Source organism: Sphingomonas sp. JC676, from assembly GCF_014489075.1.
GTDB lineage: Bacteria > Pseudomonadota > Alphaproteobacteria > Sphingomonadales > Sphingomonadaceae > Sphingomonas.
The window spans coordinates 109473-135751 of sequence record NZ_JACTGR010000001.1; the positions used below are offsets into that span (position 1 = coordinate 109473).

The 26279-nt window shown below is 65.1% G+C and carries 24 protein-coding genes; 14 read left to right on the plus strand and 10 right to left on the minus strand.

Annotation, left to right across the window (positions count from 1 at the left end; genetic code table 11):
* Window positions 1-1530: a CehA/McbA family metallohydrolase gene (locus IAG41_RS00520; protein ID WP_187726646.1), complete on the plus strand. Its 1530-nt coding sequence runs from the start codon at window positions 1-3 to the stop codon at window positions 1528-1530.
* 17 nt (window positions 1531-1547) lie between these two features.
* Here IAG41_RS00520 and IAG41_RS00525 read toward each other — a convergent pair whose 3' ends face one another.
* The gene (locus tag IAG41_RS00525; RefSeq protein WP_262408407.1) at window positions 1548-2570 is read right to left on the minus strand and encodes a cupin-like domain-containing protein; all 1023 of its coding nucleotides are present in this window, start codon (window positions 2568-2570) and stop codon (window positions 1548-1550) included.
* 92 nt (window positions 2571-2662) lie between these two features.
* Here IAG41_RS00525 and IAG41_RS00530 point away from each other — a divergent pair, with 92 nt between their 5' ends.
* The 5 genes from IAG41_RS00530 (at window position 2663) to IAG41_RS00550 (ending at window position 12141) form a co-directional block, all read left to right on the plus strand.
* Window positions 2663-3670 (plus strand): LacI family DNA-binding transcriptional regulator, encoded by a 1008-nt coding sequence (locus IAG41_RS00530; protein WP_187726647.1) that lies wholly within the window; start codon window positions 2663-2665, stop codon window positions 3668-3670.
* Window positions 3671-4103: 433 nt separating this feature from the next.
* Window positions 4104-7472, plus strand: a complete 3369-nt coding sequence (locus IAG41_RS00535) for a TonB-dependent receptor (RefSeq protein WP_187726648.1) — start codon at window positions 4104-4106, stop codon at window positions 7470-7472.
* Window positions 7473-7583: 111 nt separating this feature from the next.
* Window positions 7584-9119 (plus strand): tryptophan halogenase family protein, encoded by a 1536-nt coding sequence (locus IAG41_RS00540; protein ID WP_187726649.1) that lies wholly within the window; start codon window positions 7584-7586, stop codon window positions 9117-9119.
* Window positions 9116-10630: a tryptophan 7-halogenase gene (locus tag IAG41_RS00545; protein ID WP_187726650.1), complete on the plus strand. Its 1515-nt coding sequence runs from the start codon at window positions 9116-9118 to the stop codon at window positions 10628-10630. The genes IAG41_RS00540 and IAG41_RS00545 overlap by 4 nt, the downstream gene beginning before the upstream one ends.
* A 5-nt stretch (window positions 10631-10635) precedes the next feature.
* On the plus strand, window positions 10636-12141 hold the full coding sequence (locus IAG41_RS00550; RefSeq protein ID WP_187726651.1) for a tryptophan halogenase family protein: 1506 nt from the start codon (window positions 10636-10638) through the stop codon (window positions 12139-12141).
* Here IAG41_RS00550 and IAG41_RS00555 read toward each other — a convergent pair.
* Window positions 12113-13687 carry a family 43 glycosylhydrolase gene (locus IAG41_RS00555; RefSeq protein ID WP_187726652.1) on the minus strand — a complete coding sequence of 525 codons (1575 nt, stop codon included), beginning with the start codon at window positions 13685-13687 and terminating at the stop codon, window positions 12113-12115. The genes IAG41_RS00550 and IAG41_RS00555 overlap by 29 nt on opposite strands.
* Window positions 13688-13831: 144 nt before the next feature.
* Here IAG41_RS00555 and IAG41_RS00560 point away from each other — a divergent pair, with 144 nt between their 5' ends.
* On the plus strand, window positions 13832-13999 hold the full coding sequence (locus IAG41_RS00560) for a hypothetical protein (RefSeq protein ID WP_187726653.1): 168 nt from the start codon (window positions 13832-13834) through the stop codon (window positions 13997-13999).
* 15 nt (window positions 14000-14014) lie between these two features.
* On the opposite strand, the gene IAG41_RS00565 is transcribed toward IAG41_RS00560, so the two are convergent.
* Window positions 14015-15307, minus strand: coding sequence for an MFS transporter (locus tag IAG41_RS00565; RefSeq protein ID WP_187726654.1), 1293 nt, complete (start codon window positions 15305-15307; stop codon window positions 14015-14017).
* A gap of 201 nt (window positions 15308-15508) precedes the next feature.
* Here IAG41_RS00565 and pgsA point away from each other — a divergent pair, with 201 nt between their 5' ends.
* The 3 genes from pgsA to IAG41_RS00580 are packed head-to-tail and all read left to right on the plus strand — an operon-like array spanning window position 15509 to window position 16753.
* A complete protein-coding gene (pgsA, locus tag IAG41_RS00570) occupies window positions 15509-16063 on the plus strand; it encodes a CDP-diacylglycerol--glycerol-3-phosphate 3-phosphatidyltransferase (RefSeq protein WP_187726655.1) in 555 nt (184 codons plus the stop codon).
* Window positions 16064-16073: 10 nt separating this feature from the next.
* Window positions 16074-16319, plus strand: coding sequence for a molybdopterin converting factor subunit 1 (moaD, locus tag IAG41_RS00575; protein ID WP_187727800.1), 246 nt, complete (start codon window positions 16074-16076; stop codon window positions 16317-16319).
* Entirely contained in the window at window positions 16316-16753 is a 438-nt protein-coding gene (locus tag IAG41_RS00580) for a molybdenum cofactor biosynthesis protein MoaE (protein WP_187726656.1), read from the plus strand. The genes moaD and IAG41_RS00580 overlap by 4 nt, the downstream gene beginning before the upstream one ends.
* On the opposite strand, the gene IAG41_RS00585 is transcribed toward IAG41_RS00580, so the two are convergent.
* Window positions 16750-17577 carry an SDR family oxidoreductase gene (locus IAG41_RS00585; protein WP_187726657.1) on the minus strand — a complete coding sequence of 276 codons (828 nt, stop codon included), beginning with the start codon at window positions 17575-17577 and terminating at the stop codon, window positions 16750-16752. The genes IAG41_RS00580 and IAG41_RS00585 overlap by 4 nt on opposite strands.
* 89 nt (window positions 17578-17666) lie before the next feature.
* Here IAG41_RS00585 and IAG41_RS00590 point away from each other — a divergent pair, with 89 nt between their 5' ends.
* Window positions 17667-18602, plus strand: coding sequence for an AraC family transcriptional regulator (locus IAG41_RS00590; protein WP_187726658.1), 936 nt, complete (start codon window positions 17667-17669; stop codon window positions 18600-18602).
* A gap of 26 nt (window positions 18603-18628) precedes the next feature.
* On the opposite strand, the gene IAG41_RS00595 is transcribed toward IAG41_RS00590, so the two are convergent.
* From IAG41_RS00595 to IAG41_RS00610, 4 genes are all read right to left on the minus strand, one after another.
* Window positions 18629-19528, minus strand: coding sequence for a hydrogen peroxide-inducible genes activator (locus IAG41_RS00595; RefSeq protein ID WP_187727801.1), 900 nt, complete (start codon window positions 19526-19528; stop codon window positions 18629-18631).
* Window positions 19529-19669: 141 nt separating this feature from the next.
* The gene (gene ahpF / locus IAG41_RS00600; protein WP_187726659.1) at window positions 19670-21247 is read right to left on the minus strand and encodes an alkyl hydroperoxide reductase subunit F; all 1578 of its coding nucleotides are present in this window, start codon (window positions 21245-21247) and stop codon (window positions 19670-19672) included.
* Between the two features lie 97 nt (window positions 21248-21344).
* The gene (ahpC, locus tag IAG41_RS00605) at window positions 21345-21908 is read right to left on the minus strand and encodes an alkyl hydroperoxide reductase subunit C (RefSeq protein ID WP_187726660.1); all 564 of its coding nucleotides are present in this window, start codon (window positions 21906-21908) and stop codon (window positions 21345-21347) included.
* A gap of 145 nt (window positions 21909-22053) precedes the next feature.
* Window positions 22054-22812 carry a sulfite exporter TauE/SafE family protein gene (locus tag IAG41_RS00610; protein ID WP_187726661.1) on the minus strand — a complete coding sequence of 253 codons (759 nt, stop codon included), beginning with the start codon at window positions 22810-22812 and terminating at the stop codon, window positions 22054-22056.
* Window positions 22813-22967: 155 nt separating this feature from the next.
* On the opposite strand from IAG41_RS00610, the gene epsC reads away from it, so the two are divergent.
* Genes epsC through IAG41_RS00625 form a run of 3 tightly spaced genes read left to right on the plus strand, consistent with a single transcriptional unit; the run spans window position 22968 to window position 24325 of the window.
* Window positions 22968-23660 (plus strand): serine O-acetyltransferase EpsC, encoded by a 693-nt coding sequence (gene epsC / locus IAG41_RS00615; protein WP_187726662.1) that lies wholly within the window; start codon window positions 22968-22970, stop codon window positions 23658-23660.
* Entirely contained in the window at window positions 23660-23998 is a 339-nt protein-coding gene (locus IAG41_RS00620) for a DUF2794 domain-containing protein (RefSeq protein ID WP_187726663.1), read from the plus strand. Before epsC ends, IAG41_RS00620 begins: the two co-directional genes overlap by 1 nt.
* A complete protein-coding gene (locus IAG41_RS00625) occupies window positions 23999-24325 on the plus strand; it encodes a hypothetical protein (protein ID WP_187726664.1) in 327 nt (108 codons plus the stop codon). It begins immediately after the preceding gene.
* Window positions 24326-24446: 121 nt separating this feature from the next.
* On the opposite strand, the gene IAG41_RS00630 is transcribed toward IAG41_RS00625, so the two are convergent.
* A complete protein-coding gene (locus IAG41_RS00630) occupies window positions 24447-25559 on the minus strand; it encodes a hypothetical protein (RefSeq protein WP_187726665.1) in 1113 nt (370 codons plus the stop codon).
* A gap of 88 nt (window positions 25560-25647) precedes the next feature.
* Window positions 25648-26229 carry a hypothetical protein gene (locus IAG41_RS00635; RefSeq protein WP_187726666.1) on the minus strand — a complete coding sequence of 194 codons (582 nt, stop codon included), beginning with the start codon at window positions 26227-26229 and terminating at the stop codon, window positions 25648-25650.
* Window positions 26230-26279: the final 50 nt, after the last annotated feature.

Here is a 26279-nt window from a genome sequence, read left to right on the forward strand (position 1 = left end):
ATGACCAAGCGTCCCGCGTCCACCCTTTTCGCCGCGCTCCTCGCCCTGACCGTACCTGCGTTCGCGCAGGACCGGCCGGCGGGGCCGCCACCGAAAGGGGAGGGCGCGGGCACGCCCTGGCGCGTGCTCAAGGGCGAGCTGACCCGCGCCAGCTACGAACATTATACCGAAGTCCCCTTCGACCTGCCGGCGGGGGTGACACGGGTGACCATCCGCTTCAGCTATGCCGGCAAGGAGCAGCGTTCGGTCATCGACCTGGGGCTGCGCGATCCGCAGCGCTTCCGCGGCTGGAGCGGCGGCACGCGCGACCATATGACGCTCAGCACCGAGGATGCGACGCCGGGCTATTTGCCGGGGCCGCTGCCCGCGGGACGCTGGAACCTGATCCTCGGCGCGCCCAATATCCGCGAAGGCGCGCATGCTCCTTACGAGGCGCAGATCTTCATCGAGCGCCAGCCGACCGTCACCGAGTTCGCCGACGCGCCGATCTCGGCCAAGCCCGGCTGGTACCGTGGCGACCTGCACATGCACAGCGGCAATAGTGACGGGAAGTGCAAGGCCCAGTCGGGCAAGAGCATACCCTGTCCCGTCTACCGCACCGTCGAGACGGCGGCTGCGCGCGGTCTCGATTTCATCGCGCTGAGCGACCACAACACCACCGCCCATTACAACGCACTGCGCGAGTTGCAGGGCGCGTTCGACCGGATGCTGCTGGTGCCGGGGCGCGAGGTGACCACCTTCTGGGGCCACAGCAACGTCTTCGGCCCCACCGATTTTCTCGATTTCCGCATGACCGGCCCCAATTGGAGCCAGGCCCGCAAATGGATGGACGCTGTCCACCGCGAAGGCGGCGTCGTTTCGATCAATCATGCCGGCGCGCCCTCGGGTGAGCTCTGCATGGGCTGCGGCTGGCGGGTCAACGATCTGCCGAACGGCGCGGTGGATTCGGTCGAGGTCGTGAACGGCGGCACGATGCGCGAGACGCGGTCGGCCGACAGCGTGCTCCAGGGGTTCGGCTATTGGACAAAGCTGCTGAATGCGGGCCGACACGTAACCGGAATCGGCGGGAGCGACAGCCATGACGCCGACCGGGCGGCGAGCGAGGCCGGCGCCGTCGGCAGCCCGACCACCGTCGTCTATATGCAGGAACTGTCGGTGCACGGCTTCCTGGCCGGCATCCGCTCCGGTCGCGTGTTCATCGATGTCGAGGGCACGCGCGACCGGCTCCTCGACCTCTCGGCATCCGCCGGAGAGCAGCATGCGGACATGGGCCAGACGCTGCGCCCACACGCCGGCGAGGAGGTTCGCTTCGCCCTCGAGCTCAAGGGCGTGCCGAGCGGCGCGGTGCAACTGGTGATCGATGGCCAGGCCGAGACGGGCTTTCGCGCGGCGTTCGACGAGAGCCATCCGGTTGCGGTCGCGCCATGGCGAAGCGACGGGCGCGCGCATTGGATCCGCGCTGACGTCCGCGACGGCCAGGGGCGCCTGTTGCTGATCGGCAATCCGATTCACGTCGCGGCGGTGCAATAGGGTGGCGCCGGCGCGGCTCAGCCCTTCAGCGTGCTGGCGATAGCGCTGCGCACGCGCCGCATCAGCTCGGCATCCAGCGGCCCCTGGATGCCTTGGCGGTCGACCGGCAGGTGCGCGGCGGGCGGGCCATGGTCTTGGAAGACATAGTGATCGAACAGCGCGCGCCAGCCCTGGCGATGCGCCTCGGGCAGATTCTTAATCGCGATCATCGCGTGGAGCAGCGCCTGGACCGGGTGGCCTTCATGCTCGCCGGGCGGGGTCCACCAGTAATTGACGAGCATGTTCATCGCATCGAGCGATTCGACATGGTGCCACCAGAGATAGGGGATGTAGATCGCGTCGCCCGGCTCCAGCTCGGCGGTTTGCGCAACCGCAATCGCGTCGGCGAAGCGGGGATAGCGTTCCAGATCGGGCTCGCGGAAATCGACCATGCTGACCACCGGCCCGGCCGGAGTCAGCTCGAATGGGCCGGTGTAGAGGTTGGCGACCTGATCGGGCGGAAAGAGGGTGAAGCGGCGACGACCGGCGACGACGCAGGCGATGTTCTCCGAGGGATCGTGATGCGCGGCTACGGTCACGCGGTTGCCGATCCAGATGCGCGGCTCGAGCTCCTCGGGTAGCAACGCCATGCGGTTGTCGGTGTCGAAGCCGGGGAGGTTGCTGCGAGTGGGGACCGACTGGACGGCAAGCGCAGTCGGGCGCGTGTCGCCGATCGAATGGAGCAGCAGGTCCAGCGCGGCAGCAAGCTTCACGTGATCCGAGCGGAAATTGAAGTCGCTGAGATCGGCATTGTAGAAGAAGCGCCCTTCGATGCTGGGCGGGCCGAGCATTGCGCGGACGGGCAGGCCGCGATCGAAGCGGCGCAGATAGGCCGCGAGCGCGGCGGGAGATTCGCGCCCCGCCGCGACCACCGGCCAGTCACTTACGGCACCGCGCAAGACCATCGGCCGGCCCGCGGGAAGTATCTCGGTCCAGAACCGTTCGGCGGTCACATCGCGCATCTCGGGGAGCGCAGCGGGGGCTTTCAGCGCTTCGTTCATCGGTCACTCGCGGGAGGGGGCTTGAAACTGCACGCTTAAAGTAGCGCGAGACCGTGCTAGAGACGCCTTACGAAGCGCCTCCGGGGGAAGCAATGTCAAGCCGTCCGACGATCAAGGAAGTCTCGAAGATCGCGGGAGTCTCGTTCAAGACCGTCTCGCGCGTGCTCAACAACGAAAAGCATGTGAGCGAAGAGACGCGCCGGCGAGTCGAGGAAGTCGTCGCCCGGCTCAACTTCCGGCCGAGCCACGCGGCGCGCACGCTGGCGGGCCGGCGATCGTTCCAGGTCGCTTTGCTCTACGACAATCCCAGCCCCTATTATGTCTACCATGTCCAGTCCGGGGCGCAGCAGCGCTGCACCGAGCTGGGCTATCGCCTGCTGCTCCAGCCGATCGACAGCCAGTCGCCCGATCTGATCACCAATGTGATGGCGCTGATCGACGAGGCGCATCTCGACGGGCTGATCCTCTCGCCTCCGGTGACCGAGGCTGCGGCTTTGTTGGAGGCGCTCGACCGGCGCGGGCTACCCTATGTGCGGATCGCGCCGGGCGTGCGGAAGGAAGACGGCATGTCGGCGACGATGGACGACGTCGCCGCCGCGAGTGAGCTGACCCGGCACCTGATCGACCTGGGCCACCGTTCGATCGCGTTCATCAGTGGCCCCGAGAGCCACGTCTCCTCCGGCGATCGCCTCAAGGGCTATCGCAGCGAGTTGGAGGCGCATGGCATCGCGTTCGATCCCGATCTTGTCGTGGCGGGGGACTATAGCTTCCAGTCGGGCTGCGATGCGGCCCGCGCGCTGCTGGCGCGCAGCCCACGGCCGACTGCGATCTTCGCCGGTAACGACGATATGGCGGCTGGCGCGCTCGCCACCGCGCACGAAAGCGATATCGCGGTACCCGAGGCGCTATCGATCGCCGGTTTCGACGACTCGGACCTGGCCAAGGCAGTCTGGCCGCCGCTGACGACGATCCGTCAGCCGGTGCGCGAACTGGCCTATGCGGCTGCCGAGCTCATGCTTTCGGGGAACGCGCCCGAGCAGAGGATCACGCTGGAGCACAAGCTGATGGTGCGTTCGACGACCGGGCCCGCGCCGAAGTAACATACTCGACATTCGAATTTGCACGTTTGTAACCGATTCCAGCATTGATTCTGCGGCAAACTGTGCCTTTCTCGTCACAAGATTGCAGTATTTTGCATGTTATGACGGCAGTTAGGTCCAAAGCGGATTGACCCTCGGCCAGCGCTGTCATACCCAAAGCTCAAGTCCGAGTATGCGGGCGGGTTCGAGGAGGGTGTGAACGGCGGCAGGTCCGACGGCAAAAGCCGCGGACAGGCTCCTTAGACAGTGAAATGCCACAGGATTGTGACAGCGCTGCCAACTTCCGAGAAATCCCCTGTTGCTAGGTGTTTACGCGCGCGACGTTTTGTCGCTCGACCGACCCACGGACGCAAAAACGACCCCGGCGTGCAGAGCCGGGGCAAAAAACAGGGTGCTCGCCTGGATGCGGATCCGGGTTTCGCGGGAGGGGTGGATGAACATACCGAACCAGATGAATCCGAAGGCCCGCCTGCTTCGGTCGGGCGCGTCGATGCTGGTCGTCAGCGCGATGCTCGCGGCAGTCGCGCCATCGGCGGCGCTCGCGCAGGACGCTGCCCAAAGTGCCCAGAGCGCCGACACCGATCCCGCCGCCCAATCGGATGACGATACGATCATCGTCACCGGCCAGCGCCGGGCCCTCCAGACCTCGCAACAGATCAAACGCGATGCCGATACCGTGGTGGATTCGATCACCGCGACCGATATCGGCGCCTTCCCCGACAAATCGGTGGCCGAAGCATTGCAGCGCGTCGCCGGTATCACCGTCAACCGCTTCGCGGCGTCGGACGATACTGCCCATTTCTCAGCCGAACCGTCGGGCGTGATCGTGCGCGGCCTCAACCAGGTCCGCAACGAGTTCAACGGCCGCGACGTGTTCAGCGCCAATTCCTCGCGCGGGCTGGGCTGGGGCGATATCTCGCCCGAGCTGCTGGGCGGCGTCGACACCTACAAGAACCAGACCGCCGAGATGATCGAAGGCGGCATCGCCGGCACGGTCAATCTGCGCACCCGCCTGCCGTTCGACAGCGCGGGCCAGACGATCCAGATTTCGGCCAACGCCAATTACGGCGACATCTCGAAGAAGTTCACACCGGACGTCTCGGGCATCTACAGCAATCGCTGGGAGACCGGCGCCGGCGAGTTCGGCGTGCTGCTCAACTATGCCTATTCGCATGTCGAGACGGCGTCGCAAGGCATCCAATATGGCCGCACCGCCGTATTCAACGGGATCCAGTTCCTCGATCCTTCTGGGCCGAACGGCACCAACGCCAGTCGCGCCGGGCCGGCGGGGCTGAAATATATCCCGTCGAGCGTCGGCTTCCGCGACAATCTCTACGATCGCACCCGCAACGGCCTGTCGGCGGCGGTGCAGTGGAAGAGCAACGACGGCTCGCTGGCGGTCACCGGCCAGTATCAGCGCTCGCTTTACAAGAACACGTGGCGCGAGCGCGCGGTGATCAGCTACATCACCGATCTCTACGCCTTCCCGGTCGATTTCCAGTTCTCGCCGACTAGCGCGAACCAGACGCGCATCCCGCTGATGGCGCCGGGAACGACGTTCAAGTTCGACGATGACGGCAATTTCGTCTCTGGCTCGATCCTGAACCAGCAAACCGACTTCTCGTGGTGGGGGGATACTGATGCGACGGCCGCCGATATTGCCGTCAACAGCACCGGTCAGAACATGCTGCATCCCTGCTATAGCTGGGGCAACGGCTCGACGCCGACGCCGGGTGGCTGCGGCCTCGATGCGCGCGGCCCCGATCTCAACGCGGTCACGCGCCTCAACAAGAACCGCCAGTTCACCCAGGACGCATCATTCAACCTCAAATGGGAGCCGACCGACCGGCTGCGGTTCAACTTCGACGCACAATATGTCTCGTCGGACGTCGACAATTATGACGTCGAGATCGGGCAATATAGTTTCGCCAACCTGACGCTGGACCAGTCGAGCGGGCTGCCGCGGGCGACGTTCAGCGCGCCGTACAGTATCAACCAGTCGGCGGGCGGGCTCTCGAACCCCAACAACTACCGCTACAACCATGCGATGGACCATCTCGAGGACTCGCATGGCGAGCAATGGACCGGCCGCTTCGACGCGGAATATGACATTGGCAGCGACTGGCTGGATTCGATCAAGGTCGGCGCGCGCTATGCCGATCGCGACCAGGATGTACGCTGGGGCAACTACAATTGGGGCAACATCGCCAACAATTGGAACATTGGCGCCCATCAATACACCTTCTGGAACATCGATCGGACCCAGCCCTCGGCGGTCACCGGCTTCACCGGCTATCCGGCGGGACTCACCGACGTCCGCTCGTTCGGAAGCGACTTCTTCGGCGGCAATCTGGGGTCGTTCGCCTTCTTCAACATGGACAAGCTGGAGGATCATGCCGCCGACCTGCTGAGCTATGACAGACTCAAGGTCGGGCAGGACCAGTGGCGTCCGACCTGCGAGCGCACCGGTGAGTTGCCGGGCAGCTGCTTCCGCCCCGCCGAGCTCAACCAGATCTCGGAAACGACCAAGGCGGCCTATGCGATGCTGCGCTTCGGTGGCAACGGCAAGCGCTTCCGCGGCAATATCGGCGTGCGCTATGTCGAGACGCTCGACCGCACCCAGGGCGGCGTGAACTTCCCGTCGCAGACCTGGCCGAACATCAACGCGCCCGTCGGATCGCCGGACTATATCGCGTGCCATCCGGTCCCACCCGCGGATCCATCGCAGCCGACGCCGCCCACACCCGCCAATTGCTACGCGTCGGCGGCGGACCGTTCGTTCAATTCCGGATCGGGCTATGTCACCGCATCGCGCGCCAAGCACACCAATTGGCTGCCGAGCTTCAACATCCGCTTCGACATCAACGACAAATGGCTGGTTCGCTTCGCGGCGTCCAAGGCAATGTCGCGGCCGGATATCGGCCTGCTCAAGAATTATGTGTCAGTGAGCGCGCCGAGCTTCCCGGCGAATGGCGATACGTCCGATCCGCGCTTCGTCATCACCAACGGGCAGGTGACCGGCGTCAACCCGACCTATCAGGGCGACGCTTATAATCCCTATCTCAAGCCGACCACTGCGACCCAGTTCGATTTTGCAATCGAAAACTACTTCGCTAGCGTCGGATCGTTCACGGTCACCGCCTTCTACAAGAATTTCGACAATTATATTCAGTACGGCTCGATCAACCAGCAGCTGACCAACAACGGCGTTACCCGCACCGTGCAGATACGCCTGCCGCTGAACGGGGACGGCGCCGAGGTCTATGGCGGCGAAGTGGCCTATACGCGCTACTTCGACTTCCTGCCGGGTGCGCTGAAGGGCCTCGGTATCCAGGCCAACTACACCTATGTCGAGAATCACGGGATCACGAACAGCAACGTGAAGCCGGTGAGCGGCGGTGCCGGCTCAGGCACGGCGCAGCCTGGCTCGGGCGGTACCGTGCTGACCGTCGACTCGCTCGAGGGCCTTTCCAAGCACTCGTTCAACCTGGTCGGTATGTACGAATGGAAGAGGCTGTCGCTCCGCGCCGCGTACAACTGGCGTTCGAGCTATCTGGTGACCGCAGTCGATTGCTGCGTCTACCTGCCGGTCTGGTCGAAGAGCCAGGGCTTCCTCGACGCTTCGATCCGCTACGGGATCACCAAGAATTTCGAACTGAGCGTGCAGGGCACCAATCTGCTCAATACCAAGACGGTGCTCGAGCAGCAGGTGAGCGGCGTGGAAGACGGCGCGGTCAAGACGCCCAACGCCTGGTTCCAGAACGATCGACGTTTCGTTGCGGGCATACGGTTCAAATACTGATCCGGACCGCAGGGGGAGGGGGAGGGCGTCGCCGGCATGGTGGCGCCCTTTTCGTTTCGGGCTATGGTCGGGGGAACGCATGGCTAGATCTTACAAGGGGGAGGCCGGGGCATGAGGCGGCCGGTGGAAGTGGTGATCGTCGGCGGCGGCACCGCGGGGTGGATGACGGCGGCTGGCCTGATCGGCACGCTCAAGCATCCGATCTGCAATGTCCGCCTGGTCGAATCCGACGAGATCGGCACCGTAGGCGTCGGCGAGGCGACGCTGCCGCACCTGCGCGATTTCAACAACGCGATCGGCGTGATCGAAGCCGATATGATGCGGCGGACCAATGCCACCTTCAAGCTGGGCATCGAGTTCGTCGACTGGGGCTTTCTGGGGGCGAACTATATCCACCCGTTCGGCGTGCACGGCGCGCCGCGCGGCGGAGTGGGCTTCCACAACCAGTGGCTGCGCGCGCGGCAGAACGGACGCGATTATGATATCGAGGATTTCTCCTATCCGATCATCGCCAGCCGGCTGAACCGCTTCGATTTTCCCGCCAAGGACCACAGCCAGATCAATTCGACCTACGACTATGCCTATCACATCGATGCGACGCTTTATGCGCGGTACCTGCGCGGCTTTTCAGAGGCGCGCGGCGTGGTGCGGACCGAGGGCAAGGTGGTCGACGTCAAGCTCGACGCCGAGACGGGCGATATCGCCGCGATCGTGATGGAATCGGGCGAGGAGATCGCCGGCGACCTGTTCATCGATTGCTCGGGCTTCCGCGCGCTGCTGATCGGCGGCGCGCTGGATTCGCCCTGGGACGACTGGACCAGATGGCTGCCCTGCGACCGCGCCTGGGCGGTGCCGTGTAGTCTCGCAGGCGATTTCACGCCCTATACGCGATCGACCGCGCGCGAGGCCGGGTGGCAATGGCGTATCCCGCTACAGCACCGCAGCGGCAATGGCTATGTCTTCGCATCGAGCTTCATCGAAGCCGAAGCGGCGCGCGAGCGGCTTATGGGGAGCCTGGACGGCACGCCCGAGGCCGATCCGCGCATGCTGAAGTTCGCCGCGGGCCGGCGGCTCAAGTCATGGACCGGCAATTGCGTGGCGATCGGGCTCGCGTCGGGATTCCTCGAGCCACTCGAATCGACCTCGATCTATTTGATCCAGGTGGCGATCACCAACCTGGCCCGGCTGTTCCCCCAGGCCCGGATCGATCCGGCTCTGATCGCCGAATATAACCGGATGATGGATGTCGAATATTCGCGCATCCGCGATTTCCTGATCCTGCATTATGCGGCGACCACGCGCACCGATTCCGAGCTGTGGCGCTATTGCCAGGCGATGGAACTGCCGGAGAGCCTGGAACAGAAGATCGCGATCTTCCGCCACCGCGGGCACATGGAGCCGTACAAGAACGGGTTGTTCGCACCGGCAAGCTGGCTTGCGGTGTTCGTCGGGCAGGGGATCCTGCCTGATCGCTATCATCCGATGACCGACGCCGTGCCATGGGACAAGATGATCGCCGAAATGGACGATATCCGCGCGACGATCCGCCGCCGCGCGGAGCAGATGCCGGATCACGCCGCCTTCGTTGCTGATTATTGCGCGTCGGAAGCGGCGAGCCCGCTGGTGATGCGGGCGGGCGCAGCATGACCCGCGTGAAACAGGTTGCGATCGTCGGCCGCGACGCCGCCGCATGGCTGACGGCGCTGGCGCTGCGCCGGGCGCTGGCGGGCTCGGGCGTGCAGGTGGCGGTGGTGGAGCTGCCTTCGCTGCTCCAGCCGGTCGACATGTTCTCGGCGGTGCCGTCGCTGGGGGGGCTGCACCGCATCCTGGGCCTGCGCGAAGCCGATGTGCTGCCGCGAACAGCCGGAGTGCCGGTGCTCGGCCAGCGCTTCTCGGGCTGGTCGGGACCGGCATCCGAATTCGTCCATGGCTACGATACACAGCGCCCCTCGATCGGCGATGTCGACTTCCTGCAATTCTGGGTGATGGCGCGGGCAGAGGGCATGCAGGTGCCGTACGAGGAATTCTCGGTTGCCGCCGCCGCCGCCAAGCAAGGGCGCCTCGCGCCGCCCGATCAGGGCAAGGATGCGCTGGGCGATATCACGACCGGCTATCATCTGGATGCGCGCACCTATGTCGCGCTGATCCGGTCTGCGGCGCAACAGGCGGGCGTGGCGCGCCATGTTGCGCGGCGGGTGGAGGTGGCGCGCGAAGGCGATCGGATCGCTGCGGTTTTGCTCGACAATGGCGAGCGGATCGAGGCGGAGCTGTTCGTCGATGCGAGCGGCGCCGAGGCGCTGCTGCTTGGCGGCCAGCCAGGCGCGGGATGGGAAGATTGGAGCACCTGGTTGCCGTGTGACCGGCTGCTTGTTGCCACGGCGCCCAGGCTGAATCCGTTGCCGCCCTTTCCCCAAATCTCCGCCTTCCAGGCGGGGTGGCTGGGCATGTTCCCGCTCCAGGATCGCACCGCGATCCTCGCCGCCTATGACTCACGGATCCTGGGCGACGAGGAAATGGTGCGCACCGCGTCGGCCGTGGTGGGTGCCCAGATCGGGCAGGATGCACTGGTGTCGCGGTTGAGGCCGGGCGCGCAGGCGCGGCCCTGGATCGGCAATTGCGTGGGCGTGGGCGAGGCGGTCGTCGGGCTTGAGCCGCTCGACGGCGTGCAGCTCCATCTCGTCCATCTCGGCATCTCGCACCTGATCTCGCTGTTTCCGGCCGATGCCGGCGAGATGCCCGAGGCGCAGAGCTACAACCAGGTGGTGGTCAATCACTTCCGCAGCATCCGCGACTTCCAGATCGCGCACTATAAGTGCAACGCGCGCGTCGGAGAGCCGCTTTGGGACAGGGCGCGCGATGCCGAGGGACCGCCGAGCCTCGATGCCAAGCTGTCGTTGTTCGCCGCGCGCGGCCAGGTGCCGCTCTATGACGAAGAGACGTTCGAGTATCAGAACTGGGCGTCGATCCTGATCGGCCATGGCCTGATCCCGCGCGACTATACGCCGCTCGTCGACGAGGTGCCGCGCGAGCAGGCGGTGGCGAAATTCCAGAATTTCCTCGGGCTGATCGCCGATGAGGTGCGCGCGATGCCAACGGTCGAGGCCTATCTGCGCGGCGGCGGCGCGCCGCCCGCGCCGCAGCGCCGGGGCCTCTACTGAACGGAATGAACCCCATCCGCGACGTCGTCATCGTCGGCGGCGGCACCGCGGGCTGGATGACGGCCGCGGCGCTGGCGCGCAGGCTGGGGAATTCGGCGCGGATCACATTGGTCGAATCCGAGACGATCGGCACGGTGGGTGTCGGCGAGGCGACGATCCCGCCGATCGTCCAGTTCAACCGCTTTATCGGCATCGACGAGGACGCCTTCGTCCGTGAGACCCAGGCAACGTTCAAGCTGGGCATCGAGTTCGTTGACTGGGTGCGGCCCGGACATCGCTACATCCACCCGTTCGGTCTGCTCGGCGCGGACATGAACGAGATCTCGTTCAACCATTTCTGGCTGCGCTGGATGCTGGCCGGCGGCGATCCCGACCCGACCCTGTTCAGCACCGAGGCGCAGGCGGCCCATGCCGGGCGTTTCGCGCGGACGGCTGGGGCGGGAGGCAAGGGCCCCAAGATCTTCTACGCCTACCAGTTCGACGCCGGGCTTTATGCGGTGTTCCTCCGCCGCTTTTCGGAGGCGCTGGGCGTGGTTCGCATCGAAGGGCGCGTGACCGAGGTCGCGCAGCACGGCGAGACCGGATTCATCGAGGCGGTGATACTGGAAGACGGGCGCCGGATCGCTGGCGACCTGTTCGTCGATTGCTCGGGTTTCCGCGGTCTGCTGATCGAGGAGGCGCTGCACGCCGGTTATGAGGAATGGAGCCAGTGGCTGCCCGCCAATCGCGCCGCGGCGGTACCGTGCGAGCGGATCCGGCCGCCAGAGCCCTATACCCGCGCCACCGCGCGCGAAGCGGGGTGGCAATGGCGCATTCCACTCCAGCACCGAACCGGCAACGGCTATGTCTTTTCGGAAGCGCATCTGAGTGAGGACCGTGCGGCCGAATTGCTGCTGTCGCGGCTCGACGGCAAGCCACAGGGCGACCCACGCATCCTGCGCTTCACCACCGGCAGGCGCCGGGCGACCTGGGTCAAGAACTGCGTTGCGATCGGGCTGTCGAGCGGGTTCCTCGAACCGCTGGAATCGACGAGTATCCACCTGATCCATGCGGCGATCCTCAAGCTGCTTGCCTTCTTTCCGACCCGCGATTTCGATCCCGCGCTGGCGGCGCGCTTCAACGGCGAGATGACGCCGCTGATCGAGGGCATCCGCGACTTCCTGATCGCGCACTACAAATGCGTCGAGCGCGAGGACACCGAGTTCTGGCGCTATTGCCGGCATATGGCCGTTCCCGACAGCCTGACTGCCAAGATCGAGCTGTTCCGCTCGCGCGGAGAGGTGCTCTCCACTGCGGAGGACCTGTTCAAGGAAGTGAACTGGTTCGCGATACTCTATGGCCAGGAGGTGAAGCCGCAGGGCTATCATCCGCTCGCCGATGCGCTGAGCGATGCCGATCTGGCTGGTGCGCTCGATCAAATCCGCGCGATCATCCGGCAGCGCGCCGAAAGCCTGGCGAACCACCAGGCCTTTCTCGACGGGATCATAGCGCGCGGAAGCGGAAATCCGTGAAGCGCGCGGTACCACTGCCCGCCGAATAAAGGCCGGGCCGCAACATCAGGAAGCCGCCGCGGACATTGTGGTGATAGCCCGATACTTCCATGCCGCGATCGAAGCGTTTCCACGTCGCGCCACCATCGCCGCTCAGATGATAGGCGACGATATGGCGGTTGTTGGTCACGCGCATCCGTAGCGTGCGTCCATATGGGTTTGCAGGGCGCCCACGCTCGATGCCATATTGGTGTGTGACGAAGCGTTTCTCGTCGAAGCCGAGGCCGGCATAGAGCTTCTCGTCGTAGAAGAGCAGGAGGCCGGCGGTGCCACCGGGCGCGATCTCGATCTCGCATTCGAACTGATAGGCCTGATCACCGGCGATCAGCAGCAGCGGTGGCGAATCGCTAGGCGCCTTGCCGCGTGCGTCGAGCAACAAGCTGTGGTCCGCCACCCGCACCCGGCTGCGCTCGTCAGGGCCGGGTTTGAAGAAATTCCATTTGCTGCCGAGCGCGAGCGTCGAGAAATCGTCGGAGAGCGGTTGGCCGTGCGGCTGGGCCGTCCCGCCCTTGGGCTTGGCGATCGGGCGGGAGAGGTCGCCACCCTTCATCCGGAACCAGCCGTCCGCAGTCCATTCGACCGGATCGAGCAGGGTCTGGCGGCCGAGCGTCCAATAGCCGTTTTCATAGCCGTGATAGACCGCCCACCAGCTCCTGTCGGGCCCTTCGACCAGGGTCGCATGCCCGCGCGACCACCAGCGCTCGCTCAGGCTGGTGGTGCGGACCAGCGGGTTGTGCGGGCAATCCTCCCAAGGGCCGGCGAGCGACTTCGAACGCGCGGCGATCACCATATGGCCGGTGGGCGGGCCTGCGGTGCCCCCGACGGCGGTGATCAGGTAGTAATAACCGCCATGACGCAGCACCTTGGGACCCTCGGGCGAGAAGCCCTCGACATCCCAGCTGTCCGGATAGCGCCAGGGATCATAGACGTGCTCGGGCTTGCCGATCGTCGATAGCCCGTCGTCGCTCAACCGTACCCGGTCGCCGCCCGACAGGAACAGCCAGCGCGATCCGTCCTCGCCCACGGCGTGGCCGGGATCGATATGCTCGTGCAGGCCGAGGTCGATCGGATCGCTCCACGGTCCCTCGATCCTGTCCGCCCAGATCACATGGATCGTGTTGGGCGAGGATTTGACGGGGATGTAGAGATAGAAGCGGCCAGCATGCTTGCAGAGCTCGGGCGCCCAGACCGAGCCGATATTCTTGGTGAGCGCGGCGCCGAGCGGGCGCCAGTTCACCAGATCACGCGAATGCCAGATGACCAGCCCGGGATAGGAATCGAAGGTCGAGAAGGTCATGTAATAATCCGCCCCATCCTTCAGGATGCTGGGGTCGGGATGGTCGCCGGCGATCAGCGGATTGAGGAAGCGGCCGTCGCCCAGATCGGCGACGCGCTGATTGTCGAAGCCGCGCCGCCAGTCGGGCGCGGGCTTGCCCTGGGCGAGGGCGGGGAGGGGCAGGCCGGCCGCCAGCGCGGTGCCGATCGCGGTGCGTCGAGTGATGCTCATGACACCGGTTTACCGAAACTGCACGCCCGCGCAAACGCCTGCGCGTTAACCGCAATTATCAGCCAAACAGCGTCCCGCGGCAGCACATCGGTTAACCATCAACTGTGCTGGCGCAAATCGTAAACAAGTTGTTAACTTCTGCGCATGCAACGCCAGCTCGTCCTCGAGGCCAACGCCCGCCGCCACCCGTTCCGCCTGCACATGCGCCGTGTCTCGGCGGTCGAGCGCAAGCTGCGCGACGACAGCGACATCAAGCTGTTCGTGCTGAGCTTCACGGCATTCTTCGTCTGCTTCTACACCTTCATCGCCTGAGCGACGCTGCTCCCCTCAGGGGAGCACGTCGGGGGCGTGGGGGGCATCCTCCGCCCGGTAGAGTCGGTAGCCGCACCAGGCCGAGGCAAGGCAGAGCAGCACCACCACCCACAGGCAATCGGCCACGCTCACGCTCGGGATGTTGCTGATCCCGAAGATACCGACCGACCCGAACACCATGAAGCCCGAATTGACGATGTTGTTCGCCGCCACGGTGCGCGCGGTCTGCGACTTTTCGACGGTGGTGGTCAGGAAGGCGTAGAGCGGCACGACGAACATGCCCCCGGTGATTGCGATCATGAGGAGCAACCCCAGCACCATCCAGCCCATCGGCATGGCGACGAACTCGGCGGTCTTGATCAGCGGCCCGTCGCTCACCGGCCAGAACGCCGCGATAAAGTAGAAGCCGACCACGAACACCATCATCGTGAGCACCGAGCGCACGGCATATTTCGCCGAGACATGGCCCTTGAGCAGTCGGTTGATGATCACCGATCCGATCGCGATACCGACCGAGAAGATCCCCAGGAACACGCTCGCGACGTCCTTCTGGGCGTGGAACACATTCTTGACCAGCGGTGGGAAGAGCACGCCGAGCACCGCGGCGATCGTCCAGAACACGCTGATCGCGACGATCGCCAGATAGAGGCGGCGGATGTGCATCGTCGCCGAGATCAGCCGCCACGAGGCGCGGAAGATATTGAAATCGATCTTCAAGCTGGTCAGCGGTGGCGCCGGCGGAATCCGGCGCGAGGTGAGCCAGCCGATCACCGCGACGCCCACCACCGCAAAGGCTGCGCCGTGCGCGCTTATCACACCGCCGGCGATCGTACCGCCCAGGATCGCGATATAGGTGCCGGCCTCGATCATGCCGGTGCCGCCGAGGACCTCGTCGTCCTCCAGGTGCTGAGGCAGGATCGCGTATTTGATCGGGCCGAAAAAGGTCGAGTGGATGCCCATGCCGACCAAAGCGACGAGCATCAGCGGCAGGCTCTTCAGGAAGATGCCGACGGCGCCGACCAGCATGATCAGCACCTCGGCGGCCTTGATGATCCGCATGATCTTCGCCTTGTCGTACGTGTCCGCCAATTGGCCGGCGAGCGCGCTGAACAGGAAGAAGGGCAGGATGAAGATGCCGGTGGCGATCGCGCTGAACCGCGTCTCGTCCTCCACCGAATTGAAGATCTGGTACGTCGCGAAGAAGATCATCGCGTTCTTGAACAGATTGTCGTTGAAGGCCCCGAGGAACTGGGTGACGAACAACGGCAGGAACCGGCGCTCCCTCATCAAGCCGAGCGCACCTATCATTTGCGAACCTTGCTCCCAACCGGCGGAAATTGCCGCCAAACGAGCGCGCGGCATAGCCGAGCGACGGGCCGTGCGGCAACGAAATTCCCTTGACGCTTGCGGCAAGCGGCGGGGGAGGCCATGTCCAGCTTTGGGTCGGTCGCGCCGGCTTGCCCCTTCGCCTCTCCCGCTTCCGGGCGGGGAGTGCTAGGACGCGGTTCAATGCTGACCCTGCCCAACATCCTGACATTGTCCCGTATTCTGGCGGTGCCGCTGCTCGCGGGCTTCCTGTGGTGGCCCGAATGGCGCGAGGGCTATGCCATCGCCTTCGCGATCTACTGCCTGATGGGCATCACCGACTATTTCGACGGATATCTCGCACGTGCCCAGGGCACCGTCTCGAAGCTCGGCGTGTTCCTCGATCCGATCGCCGACAAGATCATGATCGCTGCAGTGATCCTGATTCTGTGCGGCAAGCAGGTGATCGTGGAGTGGAACCTGGTTGCCGCGTTGGTGATCCTGGTACGCGAGATCGCGGTTTCGGGGCTGCGCGAGTTCCTGGGCGGGCTGCAGGTGTCGCTCCCGGTCTCGCGGCTCGCCAAATGGAAGACGACGCTGCAGCTTGCCGCGCTCGGGGCGCTGATCCTCTCGCGCGCGCTGCCCGAATGGCCGTGGATGCTCACCGTCAGCCTGACCGCATTGTGGGTGGCGGCGGGGCTGACGCTGATCACCGGCTGGGACTATCTGCGCGTCGGCCTGAAGCACATGGACACCTGAGGTGATCACGATGCTCTATTTCGCCTGGGTGCGCGAAGGCGTCGGCAGCGGCGAGGAGCAGGTCGATCCGCCCGAGGCGGTACGCAATGTGGCCGATCTGATCGACTGGCTGGCGCAGCGGAGCCCGGGCCATGCCGAAGCGCTCCGCGAACCAACGAAGCTGCGCGCGGCGATCGACCAAAGGTTCGCGCCGCTCGATGCGCTGCTCGGCGATGCGCGCGAGGTTGCGCTCTTCCCGCCGGTGACCGGGGGATGATCCGCGTCTCGGTCCAGCCTGCGCCGATCGATCTCGGCACCGAGATCGCCGGGGTCGAGGCCAAGGGAGCTGGGGCGATCGCCAGCTTCACCGGCACGGTACGCGGTGACGACGGCGTCACCGAGCTGATGCTCGAACATTATCCGGGCATGACCGAAGGCGCGCTGGTCGCGCTCGCCGAGGAGGCGATGGTGCGCTGGGACCTGATGGCGGTGACGATGGTCCACCGTGTCGGCACGATGGAGCCGGGCGACCGCATCGTCTTCATCGCCACTGCCGCCGCACACCGGGCCGCCGCGCTGGAATCCTGCACCTATTTGATCGACCGGCTCAAGACCGACGCGCCCTTCTGGAAGCGCGAGCGGCGCGGCGACAGCGCGATCTGGGTAGAGGCGCGGGATAGCGACGCGGCGGCGGGGGAGCGCTGGGCCTAGGCAGCAATGCCGGGGGCGAACATGTCCCGCATCTTCGCCAGATATCGGTCTTCCGACGTCGTCCAGCGCAGTTCTGCGAGCAGCCTCGTATCGGGGCCGGCCAGATAGCGGAGCTTCCGCTCTTCGTCGGTCGCGGCCGCGAAAGTGGACTCCGCCACCTCAGCCTCGGTGCAATAGGCAGTCGGATAGTTGGCCATGTTCGCGAAACAGGCTTGCGCGAACGCGCCATAATCCGCCGGGATCAGGCCTTGCATGCGCGGACCGCCATTGGCGGTGAAGTTGGTGGTCGGCGCATAGCCCGGTTCCACCAGCCGCGCCTTGATCCCGAACGCCTCCAGTTCGTAGGACATGGATTCGGTGAAGCCTTCCACGGCGGATTTGCTGGCGGTGTAGATCGCCACCAGCGGCATGACGCCGATCGTGCTGCTCGAGGTCACGTTGATGATGACGCCACGCCCCTGTTTGCGCATCTGGGGGATGATGGCGCGGCAGGTCGCGAATACGCCGAAGGTGTTGGTCTCGAATATGTCGCGAACGATATTGTCGGGCGTGGCCTCGACGACGGAGGCCATGCCGATTCCCGCATTGTTCACCAGCACGTCGATTGCGCCGAATGTGGCGACGCCCTTGGCGATCGCCCTGTCGATGCTGGCGGCATCGGTGACGTCGAGCGGAAGCAGCTTCAGCCGATCGGAAGGCGGGAAAATGTTGGGATCGGGGCGTCGCATCGTGGCGAGCACATTCCATCCGCGATCCAGGAAGAGCTGGGCGATCGCCTTGCCATAGCCCGACGAGGTTCCGGTTATCAGCACGGTACTGGTCATTTCATGTCTCCATTTCCAGCGCCCAGGATAGACATGTCATCTGGATGATCTATAATGAATGATCCGAAATTAATTACTGATCGTCCATAATGGATCCCCTTAGCCACATCATCGCCCTGCTCCGGCCCAGCGCCGCGCTCTCGAAGCCGATCGCGGCACGGGGGGATTGGGGTGTGCGCTACGCCGCCTATGGGCATCCCGGCTTTGCCATGGTCCTGACCGGGCAATGCTGGCTCGCGGTCGAAGGGGAAGAGCCGTTGCTGCTCCAGCGCGGGGACTTCGTCCTGCTGCCGTCGACACCGGCGTTCGCGATGTTCAGCCGGCCGGGGATCGCGTGCGTGCCCGCTCAGCCCGGGGACGGCGCCGTCCGGCACGGCGATCCGGATGGCTCGCCCGATTTCGAGATGCTGGGAGGCGCTTTCCGGGTCGAGCCGTTCAATGGCCCGTTGCTGGTCGCGCTACTGCCGGGGGTGATCCATGTCCGCGCGGCCGATGGCGATACCGGGCGCCTCTCGCGGATCATCGACCTGATCGCAGACGAATCCGCCGCGGATCGGCCCGGCCGGGAAATGATTCTGGAACGGTTGTTGGAAGTGATGCTGGTGGAGTGCCTGCGATGGCGCGGGATCGGCGGTGGCGTCCTGCCGCCGGGTTTGCTGAGTGGGATGCGCGATCCAGCTTTGGCAAAGGCGATCCGCGCAATGCATTCCGACGTACGGGCCGGATGGACCGTGGCCGAGCTCGCGCGGCTTGCCGGCATGTCGCGCTCCGCCTTTTCTGCCCGCTTTGGTGAGACGCTGGGCTGCGCACCGATCGAATATCTCACGCGCTGGCGGATGGTGCTGGCGCAGGACGCGCTGAGCCGCGGGACGCCTTTGCTCGACCGCCTGGCGGAAGAGATCGGGTACGAGTCTGCCAGCGCCTTCAGCACCGCTTTCCGCAGGCGCGTCGGCAGCTCGCCGGGCGCATTCGCGCGCTCGCGCCGGAACGGTGATGCGGTTGCATTGCGCGTGGCCGCGGCATAACGAGCGCCGCTTACGCTATTTTCGGACTAGTGCGCGTCTCGCAACACATCCGCCAACAGGCGGAAGTCGCGTTCGCGTGGGGACGCCTTGCGCCAGACCAAAGCGATGTTGCGGGCGGCGTTCTCGGCCTCCAGCGGCCGCGCGGTGACATCGGTGTGATCGAGGATGCCGGCGTCGATCGCCATTTCGGGCAGCATCGTCACGCCAAGGCCATTGTCGACCATCTGGACCATGGTGTGGAGCGAGGTGCCCATCATCGTCGCCTCGGCGCGCAGCTCGGGGCGGTTGCATGCCGCAAGGGCGTGATCCTTCAGGCAATGGCCGTCCTCGAGCATCAGCAGGCGCGTCTCGTCAATCGCGGCGGGGCGGATCATCGGCGTGGCGTCCATTTCCCCCTCGCGGAACGCGACGAACAGGCGATCGTCGAACAAGGGCGCAGCCTCCACGTCACCACAGGCGAAGGGCAAAGCGAGCAGCACGCAATCGGTGCGGCCATGGTTCAGCCCCTCACAGGCCTGGCCGCTGGTCTCCTCGCGCAGATAGAGCTTGAGGTCGGGATATTCGCTGCGGAGCTTGGGCAGGATGCGCGGGAGCAGGAAGGGGGCGATGGTCGGGATCACGCTCATCCGCATCTCGCCCGACAAAGGGCGGCCGGCGGCGCGGGCGAGGTCGCTCAATTCGTCGGCCTCGCGCAGCACGCGGCGCGCCTTGTCGACGATCCGCTCGCCCAGCGGGGTGAAGCGGACGACGCGGCGGGTGCGCTCGACCAGCACCACGCCGATCAGCGTCTCGAGTTCGCGGATGCCGGCGGAGAGCGTCGACTGAGTGACGAAGGTCGCCTCCGCCGCGCGGCCGAAATGGCCCGAATCGTGGAGTGCGACGAGGTATTGGAGCTGCTTGAGCGTCGGGAGATAGGTGGCGGCCAGTGATCGTCTCCGTCGATTGTCTGGCTGCTATATAGTGATTTTACCTCTCACGTCACCCCGGCGAAGGCCGGGGCCCAGAGTTACGGGCGATCCGCTTTGGGCTCTGGATCCCGGCCTTCGCCGGGATGACGAAAGGAGGAGTTACGCGGCCTCTTCGAGCTCCGCGGGCAACCGGATCAGATAATCGAAGGCGGAGAGCGCGGCGGTGGAGCCGGCGCCCATCGCGATCACGATCTGCTTGTAGGGCACCGTCGTCGCATCGCCCGCTGCGAAGATGCCGCGCTGCGAGGTCTCGCCGCGATGATCGATCTCGATCTCGCCGCGCGGGGTGAGCGCGACCGCATGCTTCAGCCATTCGGTGTTGGGGACGAGGCCGATCTGGACGAAGATGCCCTCCAGCTCGACCTGGTGCAGCGTGTCGTGATTGCGGTCCTTGTAGCTGAGCCCGGTCACCTTCTCGCCGTCGCCATGCACTTCGGTGGTCAGCGCTGAGGTGATGATCTTGACGTTGGGCAGGCTGGCGAGCTTGCGCTGGAGCACCGCATCGGCGCGCAGTTGGCTGTCATATTCGATCAGCGTGACGTGCGCGACGAGGCCCGCCAGGTCGATCGCTGCCTCAACGCCCGAATTGCCGCCGCCGATCACCGCGACGCGCTTGCCCTTGTAGAGCGGGCCGTCGCAGTGCGGGCAATAGGCCACGCCCTTGTTCTTGTAATCGTCCTCGCCGGGCACGTTCATCTGGCGCCAGCGCGCGCCGGTCGACAGGATCAGCGTGCGCGCCTTGAGCGTCGCGCCATTCTCCAGCACCACCTCGTGCAGGCCGCCCTCGATACGCGACGGGATCAGCTTCTCGGCACGCTGGAGGTTCATGATGTCGACGTCATATTCCTTGACGTGCTGCTCCAGATGCGCGGCCAGCTTGGGCCCTTCGGTGTGCGAGACCGAGATGAAATTCTCGATCGCCATCGTGTCGAGCACCTGGCCGCCGAAGCGCTCGGCGGCGATGCCGGTGCGGATGCCCTTGCGCGCGGCATAGATCGCCGCTGCGGCGCCGGCGGGGCCGCCGCCGATGACGAGCACCTCGAACGGCTCCTTGGTCTTGATCTTCTCGGCGGCGCGCGCGGTGGCGCCGCTGTCGATCTTGGCGACGATCTGCTCGAGCTCCATCCGGCCCTGGCCGAACGGCTCGCCGTTCAGGAAGACGGTGGGGACCGCCATGATCTTGCGCTCCTCGACTTCCGCCGGGAACAGGCCGCCGTCGATTGCGGTGTGGGTGATGCGTGGATTGAGCACCGCCATCAGGTTGAGCGCCTGCACCACGTCCGGGCAATTCTGGCAGGTCAGCGAGAAATAGGTCTCGAAGGCATAGTCGCCGTCGAGATCCTTGACCTGCTGGATCAGCTCCTGCGCGGCCTTGGACGGGTGGCCGCCGACCTGGAGCAGAGCGAGCACCAGCGAGGTGAACTCATGACCCATTGGCAGGCCGGCGAAGCGCACGCCGATATCGGTGCCGGCGCGGCGGATCATGAAGCTGGGGACGCGCTTGTCGTCATTCGCCCGGATCACCGCGATCTGATCGGACAAAGCCGCGATTTCGTTCAGCAGTTCGCCCAGCTCGCGCGACTTGGCATCGTCGCCCAGACTGGCGACGAGCTCGATCGGCTGCCTGATGTTGACCAGATAGGCCTTGAGCTGCTGCGTCAGATTGGCGTCGAGCATGAGGAAACTCCTGTTTTTACAGACAAAACGGCCCGGGACGGGGAGGGGGAGGGTCCGTCCCGGGCCGCAATGGGCACTCGTAGGGGGCGACGAGTGCTTAGATCTTGCCGACCAGGTCGAGCGACGGGGCCAGGGTCTCTTCACCCTCTTCCCACTTCGCCGGGCAGACTTCGCCGGGGTGCGCTGCAATATATTGCGCGGCCTTGATCTTGCGGAGCAGCTCGGTCGCGTTGCGGCCGACACCTTCCGAAGTGATCTCGACGAGCTGGATCACGCCCTCGGGATCGATCACGAACGTGCCGCGATCGGCCAGGCCCTGACCTTCACGCAGAACCTCGAAATTGGTCGAGAGCGCATGATTCTGGTCACCCAGCATGTAATAGTTGATCTTGCCGATCGCGGGCGACGTGTCGTGCCAGGCCTTGTGGCTGAAATGCGTATCAGTCGAAACCGAATATACTTCGACACCCATCTTCTGGAGATTGGGATAGATGTCAGCGAGGTCTTCGAGTTCGGTCGGGCACACGAAAGTGAAGTCCGCCGGATAGAAGAAGAACACTGCCCACTTGCCCTTCACGTCGCCGTCGGTGACGGTGACGAACTTGCCTTCCTTGTAAGCCTGCGCGGTGAACGGCTTGAGCGAGCTGCCGATGAGAGCCATGTGGTTTCTTCTCCAGGGTTGATGTTGCAATGCGGCAGATACGGGCGCGCAAAGGCTTTGTGAAATTGGAAGCCTCATTCTTGCTGATCGACTCAGTCACTCAATCAATTGGAATTGATCGAGCCGAACGATAGGGCGGGAGGCTTCAGCGCAACGCCAGATAGAGATTGTAGAGGCTGGTCGCAGTCAGCACCAAGCCGACAAGCAGCATCAGCATCTTGGGCTCGACCCGCTTGGCGAGCAGCGCGCCGAAGGGGGCGGCGATCACGCCGCCGATCAGCAGGCCCACCGTCGCCAGCGTGAACGCCTCCCAGCCGAGCTGGGTGATGAAGGTCGCCGAGATGGTGGCGGTGAGGAAGAACTCCGCGGTGTTGACCGTGCCGATCGTCGTGCGCGGGCTGGCGCCCTGGACGAGCAGGTTCGACGTGACCACCGGGCCCCAGCCGCCGCCGCCGGCGGCATCGAGGAAGCCGCCGACGAGCCCGAGCGGCTCGACGATCTTGGGCGCGCGCTCCTTGGGTGGATAGTGCCGGCTGCGCCACAGCAGATACAGGCCGATCGCAGTCAGATAGGTGAGGATGTACGGCTTGGCGGTGGCGGCATGGATGTTCGAGAGGACATAGGCGCCCAGGGCGCCGCCGATCACGCCGGGGATCATCAGGCGCAGAAACAGCTTCCAGTTCACGTTCTTGTGGAGGGCGTGGCTGATGCCGGAAACGGCGGTGGTGAAGGTCTCGACCGTGTGGACGCCGGCCGAGGCGGCCGCCGGCGGCACGCCCAGGCTCAGGAGCAGCGTGTTCGAGATCACGCCGAAAGCCATGCCCAGCGCACCGTCCACCATCTGCGCGGCGAATCCCACCGCGATGAAGGGCAGGAGCACCGTGAGGTCGATTCCGAAGATCATTCAGGCCCTTTTCCGCACGGTTGTTACACGGGAAATGCCGGTCCCCGCGAATTCCTACAAGATACATCGTGTTTAGGCGGCGCAAGCAAGAGGCGTGGTGTTCTGGAAATCGGCTCGGGTACGTATTAAATGGTTGCGACAAAGGGGAACCGGCCATGTTCCAGCGTCTGACGGCGTATCTTGATTCCATCCGCGCGCGCGATCCCGCGCCGCGGAGCCGTGCGGAAATCCTGCTCTATCCGGGCGTGTGGGCGCTTGGCTATCACCGCATCGCGCACCGACTCTATCGCAACGGCTGGTATTTCCTGGCGCGCGCGGTCAATCACTGGTCGCGCTGGGCAACGGCGATCGACATCCATCCGGGCGCCAAGATCGGCCACCACTTCTTCATCGACCATGGCTTTGTCGTGATCGGCGAGACCGCGGAGATCGGCGACGACGTCACTATCTACCAGTGCGTCACGCTGGGCGGCACGAGCCCGGACAATGGCGTGGCGGGCAAGCGCCATCCGACGGTGCTGGACGGTGTGATCATCGGATCGGGCGCACAGGTGCTTGGCCCGGTGACGGTAGGCGAGCGTGCGCGGATCGGCGCCAACGCGGTGGTCACGCGCGACGTGGCCCCGGGCGCGGTGATGGTCGGCATCCCCGCCAAGCCGACTTTGGTGGAGGCGGCGACCTGGCAGAAGGATTTCGTGCCCTATGGCACGCCCTGCAGCGAGCTGTTCGATCCCTCGACCCAGAAGCTGGAGATCATGCGCTGCGAACTCGATACGCTGAGGAAGCGGCTCGATGCGATGCTCGCCGAGCGATCGGGGGAGCGCAAGCCGGAGCGTGACCGGGCCTGATGGGAACGGTCACGCCGCTCCCGATCGGCCGCCCCACCCAGGTCGGCTTCGAACGCCTCGAACTCACGCGCATCCTCGACCTCTACGGCCGGATGGTCGCGGCGGGGCATTGGCGCGATTATGCGATCCAGTTCGACAAGGAGGCGGCGGTGTTCGCCGCGTTCCGCCGCGCGGCCGAGCATCCCGAATTCAGGATCGAGAAGCGCCCGGCGCTGCGCAACCGCCAGGGCATGTGGGCGCTGGTCAACGAAGTCGGCGCGGTGCTCAAGCGCGGGCACGAACTGGGCCCGGTGCTCGCACCCGTGGAGCGGCGGCTGATGAAGCTGGTCGGGGAGTAAGTGCAAATCGATTGGAATCCCGTCATCCATATTCTGGATGAGCTGAGCGATGGAACGCACTCTTTCCTCGAACTGAGCTACATGGTTTCGCACTATGAGCGAGAAGCTTTCACCGACAGCCTGCTGTTCTTGGCCGAGCGCGACCTCATCGAATTATTGGCAGGTCGAGGACCTTTCGAGCCAATCCCGAAGGACGAATGGCCACGGCGGCTGCGCGACGCTTTTGGAAGCGATGTCGCTGATCCGGTAGTTTTGGTGGGCACCTCTATCGATCTGAGCGAGCGCGGGGAGCAAGTTCTCCACCTCTTCGGTATCGGACATCCCTGACTGGGACTTCCCAGGTGACAGCACCACGACCGCTACCCCTGGATCCTGATGTGCGCTCGATGCGATAAAAAGACCCCGGAGCGTCGCCGCTCCGGGGCCGAAAGTTACGCCCGGTTACAAGTCAGGCGGGTATGATCTGCTGGGTGGGCGGCAGGCGATCGCCGATGCCGCCGAGCAGTCCGACCACCATCCGGCGCATCGGTTGCCAGAAGGCGGAGAGCGTGAGCAGCGCCGATCCGATCACCAAAGCGGTGAGGGCCGCGCTGAGCTCGACCGTCGCGCTCTGGTTGAACAAAGTATACATCGCCCAGAGCACGTAGATCAGGCTGGAGACCAGCAGCGCCCGGCGGTCGACCGCCAGCGCCACCGCGGCGAAGACGACGTAGAGCGCGATCACCAGCGCGGCCATCGGCACCGAGATGTTGCCGTCGAACACGCCGAGCATGTGGAACACCGGGTGCGCGATCAGCGGTGCCGCGGCGAGGTGGAGCCAGAACGCGACATCCGAACGGCGCGTGCGGCGCTGCAGGTCGCTCATGTCCCAGCGCATCGCCAGGGCGAAGACGAGCACGCCCGCGACGAGCAGGATCGGGTTGATCGAGTCCTTGGCCGTGGGGATGAACGCCAGGATCAGCGCGATCCCGACGCCGACCACCGCGAGCGCTCCGGCGGCGACCGTGATCGGCACCATGAAGCGCCGCCAATGGACCCAGGCCGCAGATGCGGTGAGTGCGCCCGCGACGGCCGCGATCACACCGGCCAACCGCTGTTGCTGCACATCAGTGGTGATGTGGAACGTCTCGGTGAGCCAGGGAATGTTGGCGATGAACAGCCCGGCGATCGTGGCTCCGGCGCCCGCGACGAAGCCGAGCAGCAGCAGGATCGAGGGCAGGGCCATGCGGCGCTTGGCGGTGAAATATTCGGCGAGCATCCAGCTCGTCGCGGCGACCGCCGCACCGCCGCCGATCATGTTGGCGCCGGCCTGGCGCGGCTCGTTGCCGATGCCGATCAGCCATTCGCCGACAAAGCCGCCGAGACGCGCGGCCGCGACCAGGATTAGCGCCGCGGCGATCGCGACGAAAATGTCGTTGAAGCCGCTCAATAGCTTGAAATGTTCTTCGTCCACCGCCGGTGTCGCGCGGCTCGTCGCCACGTGATTCCGAAACGCCGCAGCCGCCTCGGGAGTGAGCACCCCCGCCTCGACTGCACCTGCCAGTTCGCTTTCGCTGTACATGGGCAATCCTCCTTCTGAGAGGAGGTCTATCACAAGTGTATTAGTGAAACAATACGGTAAGACGCCAGCCGTGGCGAAGGCCGCTCCGTCAGCGCCGCTTGTCCACCGCGATCCAGTTCACTTCCCAGGTCGCGCCATTGTCCGCGGAATAGGCTTGTTCGAAATGGGCCTCGTCGCGCGAGATCTTCGTGATCACGAAGCGTACGCGTATCGGCCGCTCGCCGAGTTTGTCGTTGCCGTAGAAGACGGCGCGGTCCGCGCTTTCGAAACGGCCCAGGACGGGCGGAGTCATGGCGCCGTCGTGCAGGCTGGCATAGTTCAGGCCCCATTGCCGCGTCTGCGGATCGTAGAGGCGCAGCGAAACGCCCTCGATCCGCCCGGCAGGGCCCGCGACCGAGAGCTCGACGGTATTCGCCCGGCCATCCAGGAGCGGCTTGATGATGCTGGTGCCGCGATACTCGGCCCAGTTCGGCGCCTTGCCCGAAAGCGGATTGCGCAGCACGCGGACGGAGGTGTTCCAGTCGCCGATCTCGAAATCGAAATCGCGCTGGCCATCGCGTGCGGTGGCGCTGTCCTGGGCGAGGGCGCTCGTCCCCACTGACAGGGGAATGGCGGAAGCAAAAACGATGGCGATTGCGGCCCTGCACGCAAACCGGCTGAATCCGTACATGGCTGCAATCCCCCTCCTAGGTCCCCGTGCGGGTATTCCCGCCTCCGGCG

What these genes read in the sequence shown, in the direction of transcription:
- IAG41_RS00555 (WP_187726652.1), bottom strand. Translation starts at nt 13,687, where the DNA reads ATGAGCATCACTCGACGCACCGCGATCGGCACCGCGCTGGCGGCCGGC.
- pgsA (WP_187726655.1), top strand. Translation starts at nt 15,509, where the DNA reads ATGCTGACCCTGCCCAACATCCTGACATTGTCCCGTATTCTGGCGGTG.
- ahpC (WP_187726660.1), bottom strand. Translation starts at nt 21,908, where the DNA reads ATGGCTCTCATCGGCAGCTCGCTCAAGCCGTTCACCGCGCAGGCTTAC.
- IAG41_RS00520 (WP_187726646.1), top strand. Translation starts at nt 1, where the DNA reads ATGACCAAGCGTCCCGCGTCCACCCTTTTCGCCGCGCTCCTCGCCCTG.
- IAG41_RS00545 (WP_187726650.1), top strand. Translation starts at nt 9,116, where the DNA reads ATGACCCGCGTGAAACAGGTTGCGATCGTCGGCCGCGACGCCGCCGCA.
- IAG41_RS00565 (WP_187726654.1), bottom strand. Translation starts at nt 15,307, where the DNA reads ATGATAGGTGCGCTCGGCTTGATGAGGGAGCGCCGGTTCCTGCCGTTG.
- ahpF (WP_187726659.1), bottom strand. Translation starts at nt 21,247, where the DNA reads ATGCTCGACGCCAATCTGACGCAGCAGCTCAAGGCCTATCTGGTCAAC.
- moaD (WP_187727800.1), top strand. Translation starts at nt 16,074, where the DNA reads ATGCTCTATTTCGCCTGGGTGCGCGAAGGCGTCGGCAGCGGCGAGGAG.
- IAG41_RS00630 (WP_187726665.1), bottom strand. Translation starts at nt 25,559, where the DNA reads ATGTACAGCGAAAGCGAACTGGCAGGTGCAGTCGAGGCGGGGGTGCTC.
- IAG41_RS00540 (WP_187726649.1), top strand. Translation starts at nt 7,584, where the DNA reads ATGAGGCGGCCGGTGGAAGTGGTGATCGTCGGCGGCGGCACCGCGGGG.
- IAG41_RS00560 (WP_187726653.1), top strand. Translation starts at nt 13,832, where the DNA reads ATGCAACGCCAGCTCGTCCTCGAGGCCAACGCCCGCCGCCACCCGTTC.
- IAG41_RS00550 (WP_187726651.1), top strand. Translation starts at nt 10,636, where the DNA reads ATGAACCCCATCCGCGACGTCGTCATCGTCGGCGGCGGCACCGCGGGC.
- IAG41_RS00610 (WP_187726661.1), bottom strand. Translation starts at nt 22,812, where the DNA reads ATGATCTTCGGAATCGACCTCACGGTGCTCCTGCCCTTCATCGCGGTG.
- IAG41_RS00585 (WP_187726657.1), bottom strand. Translation starts at nt 17,577, where the DNA reads ATGACCAGTACCGTGCTGATAACCGGAACCTCGTCGGGCTATGGCAAG.
- IAG41_RS00530 (WP_187726647.1), top strand. Translation starts at nt 2,663, where the DNA reads ATGTCAAGCCGTCCGACGATCAAGGAAGTCTCGAAGATCGCGGGAGTC.
- IAG41_RS00580 (WP_187726656.1), top strand. Translation starts at nt 16,316, where the DNA reads ATGATCCGCGTCTCGGTCCAGCCTGCGCCGATCGATCTCGGCACCGAG.
- IAG41_RS00635 (WP_187726666.1), bottom strand. Translation starts at nt 26,229, where the DNA reads ATGTACGGATTCAGCCGGTTTGCGTGCAGGGCCGCAATCGCCATCGTT.
- IAG41_RS00525 (WP_262408407.1), bottom strand. Translation starts at nt 2,570, where the DNA reads ATGAACGAAGCGCTGAAAGCCCCCGCTGCGCTCCCCGAGATGCGCGAT.
- IAG41_RS00590 (WP_187726658.1), top strand. Translation starts at nt 17,667, where the DNA reads ATGGATCCCCTTAGCCACATCATCGCCCTGCTCCGGCCCAGCGCCGCG.
- IAG41_RS00535 (WP_187726648.1), top strand. Translation starts at nt 4,104, where the DNA reads ATGAACATACCGAACCAGATGAATCCGAAGGCCCGCCTGCTTCGGTCG.
- epsC (WP_187726662.1), top strand. Translation starts at nt 22,968, where the DNA reads ATGTTCCAGCGTCTGACGGCGTATCTTGATTCCATCCGCGCGCGCGAT.
- IAG41_RS00620 (WP_187726663.1), top strand. Translation starts at nt 23,660, where the DNA reads ATGGGAACGGTCACGCCGCTCCCGATCGGCCGCCCCACCCAGGTCGGC.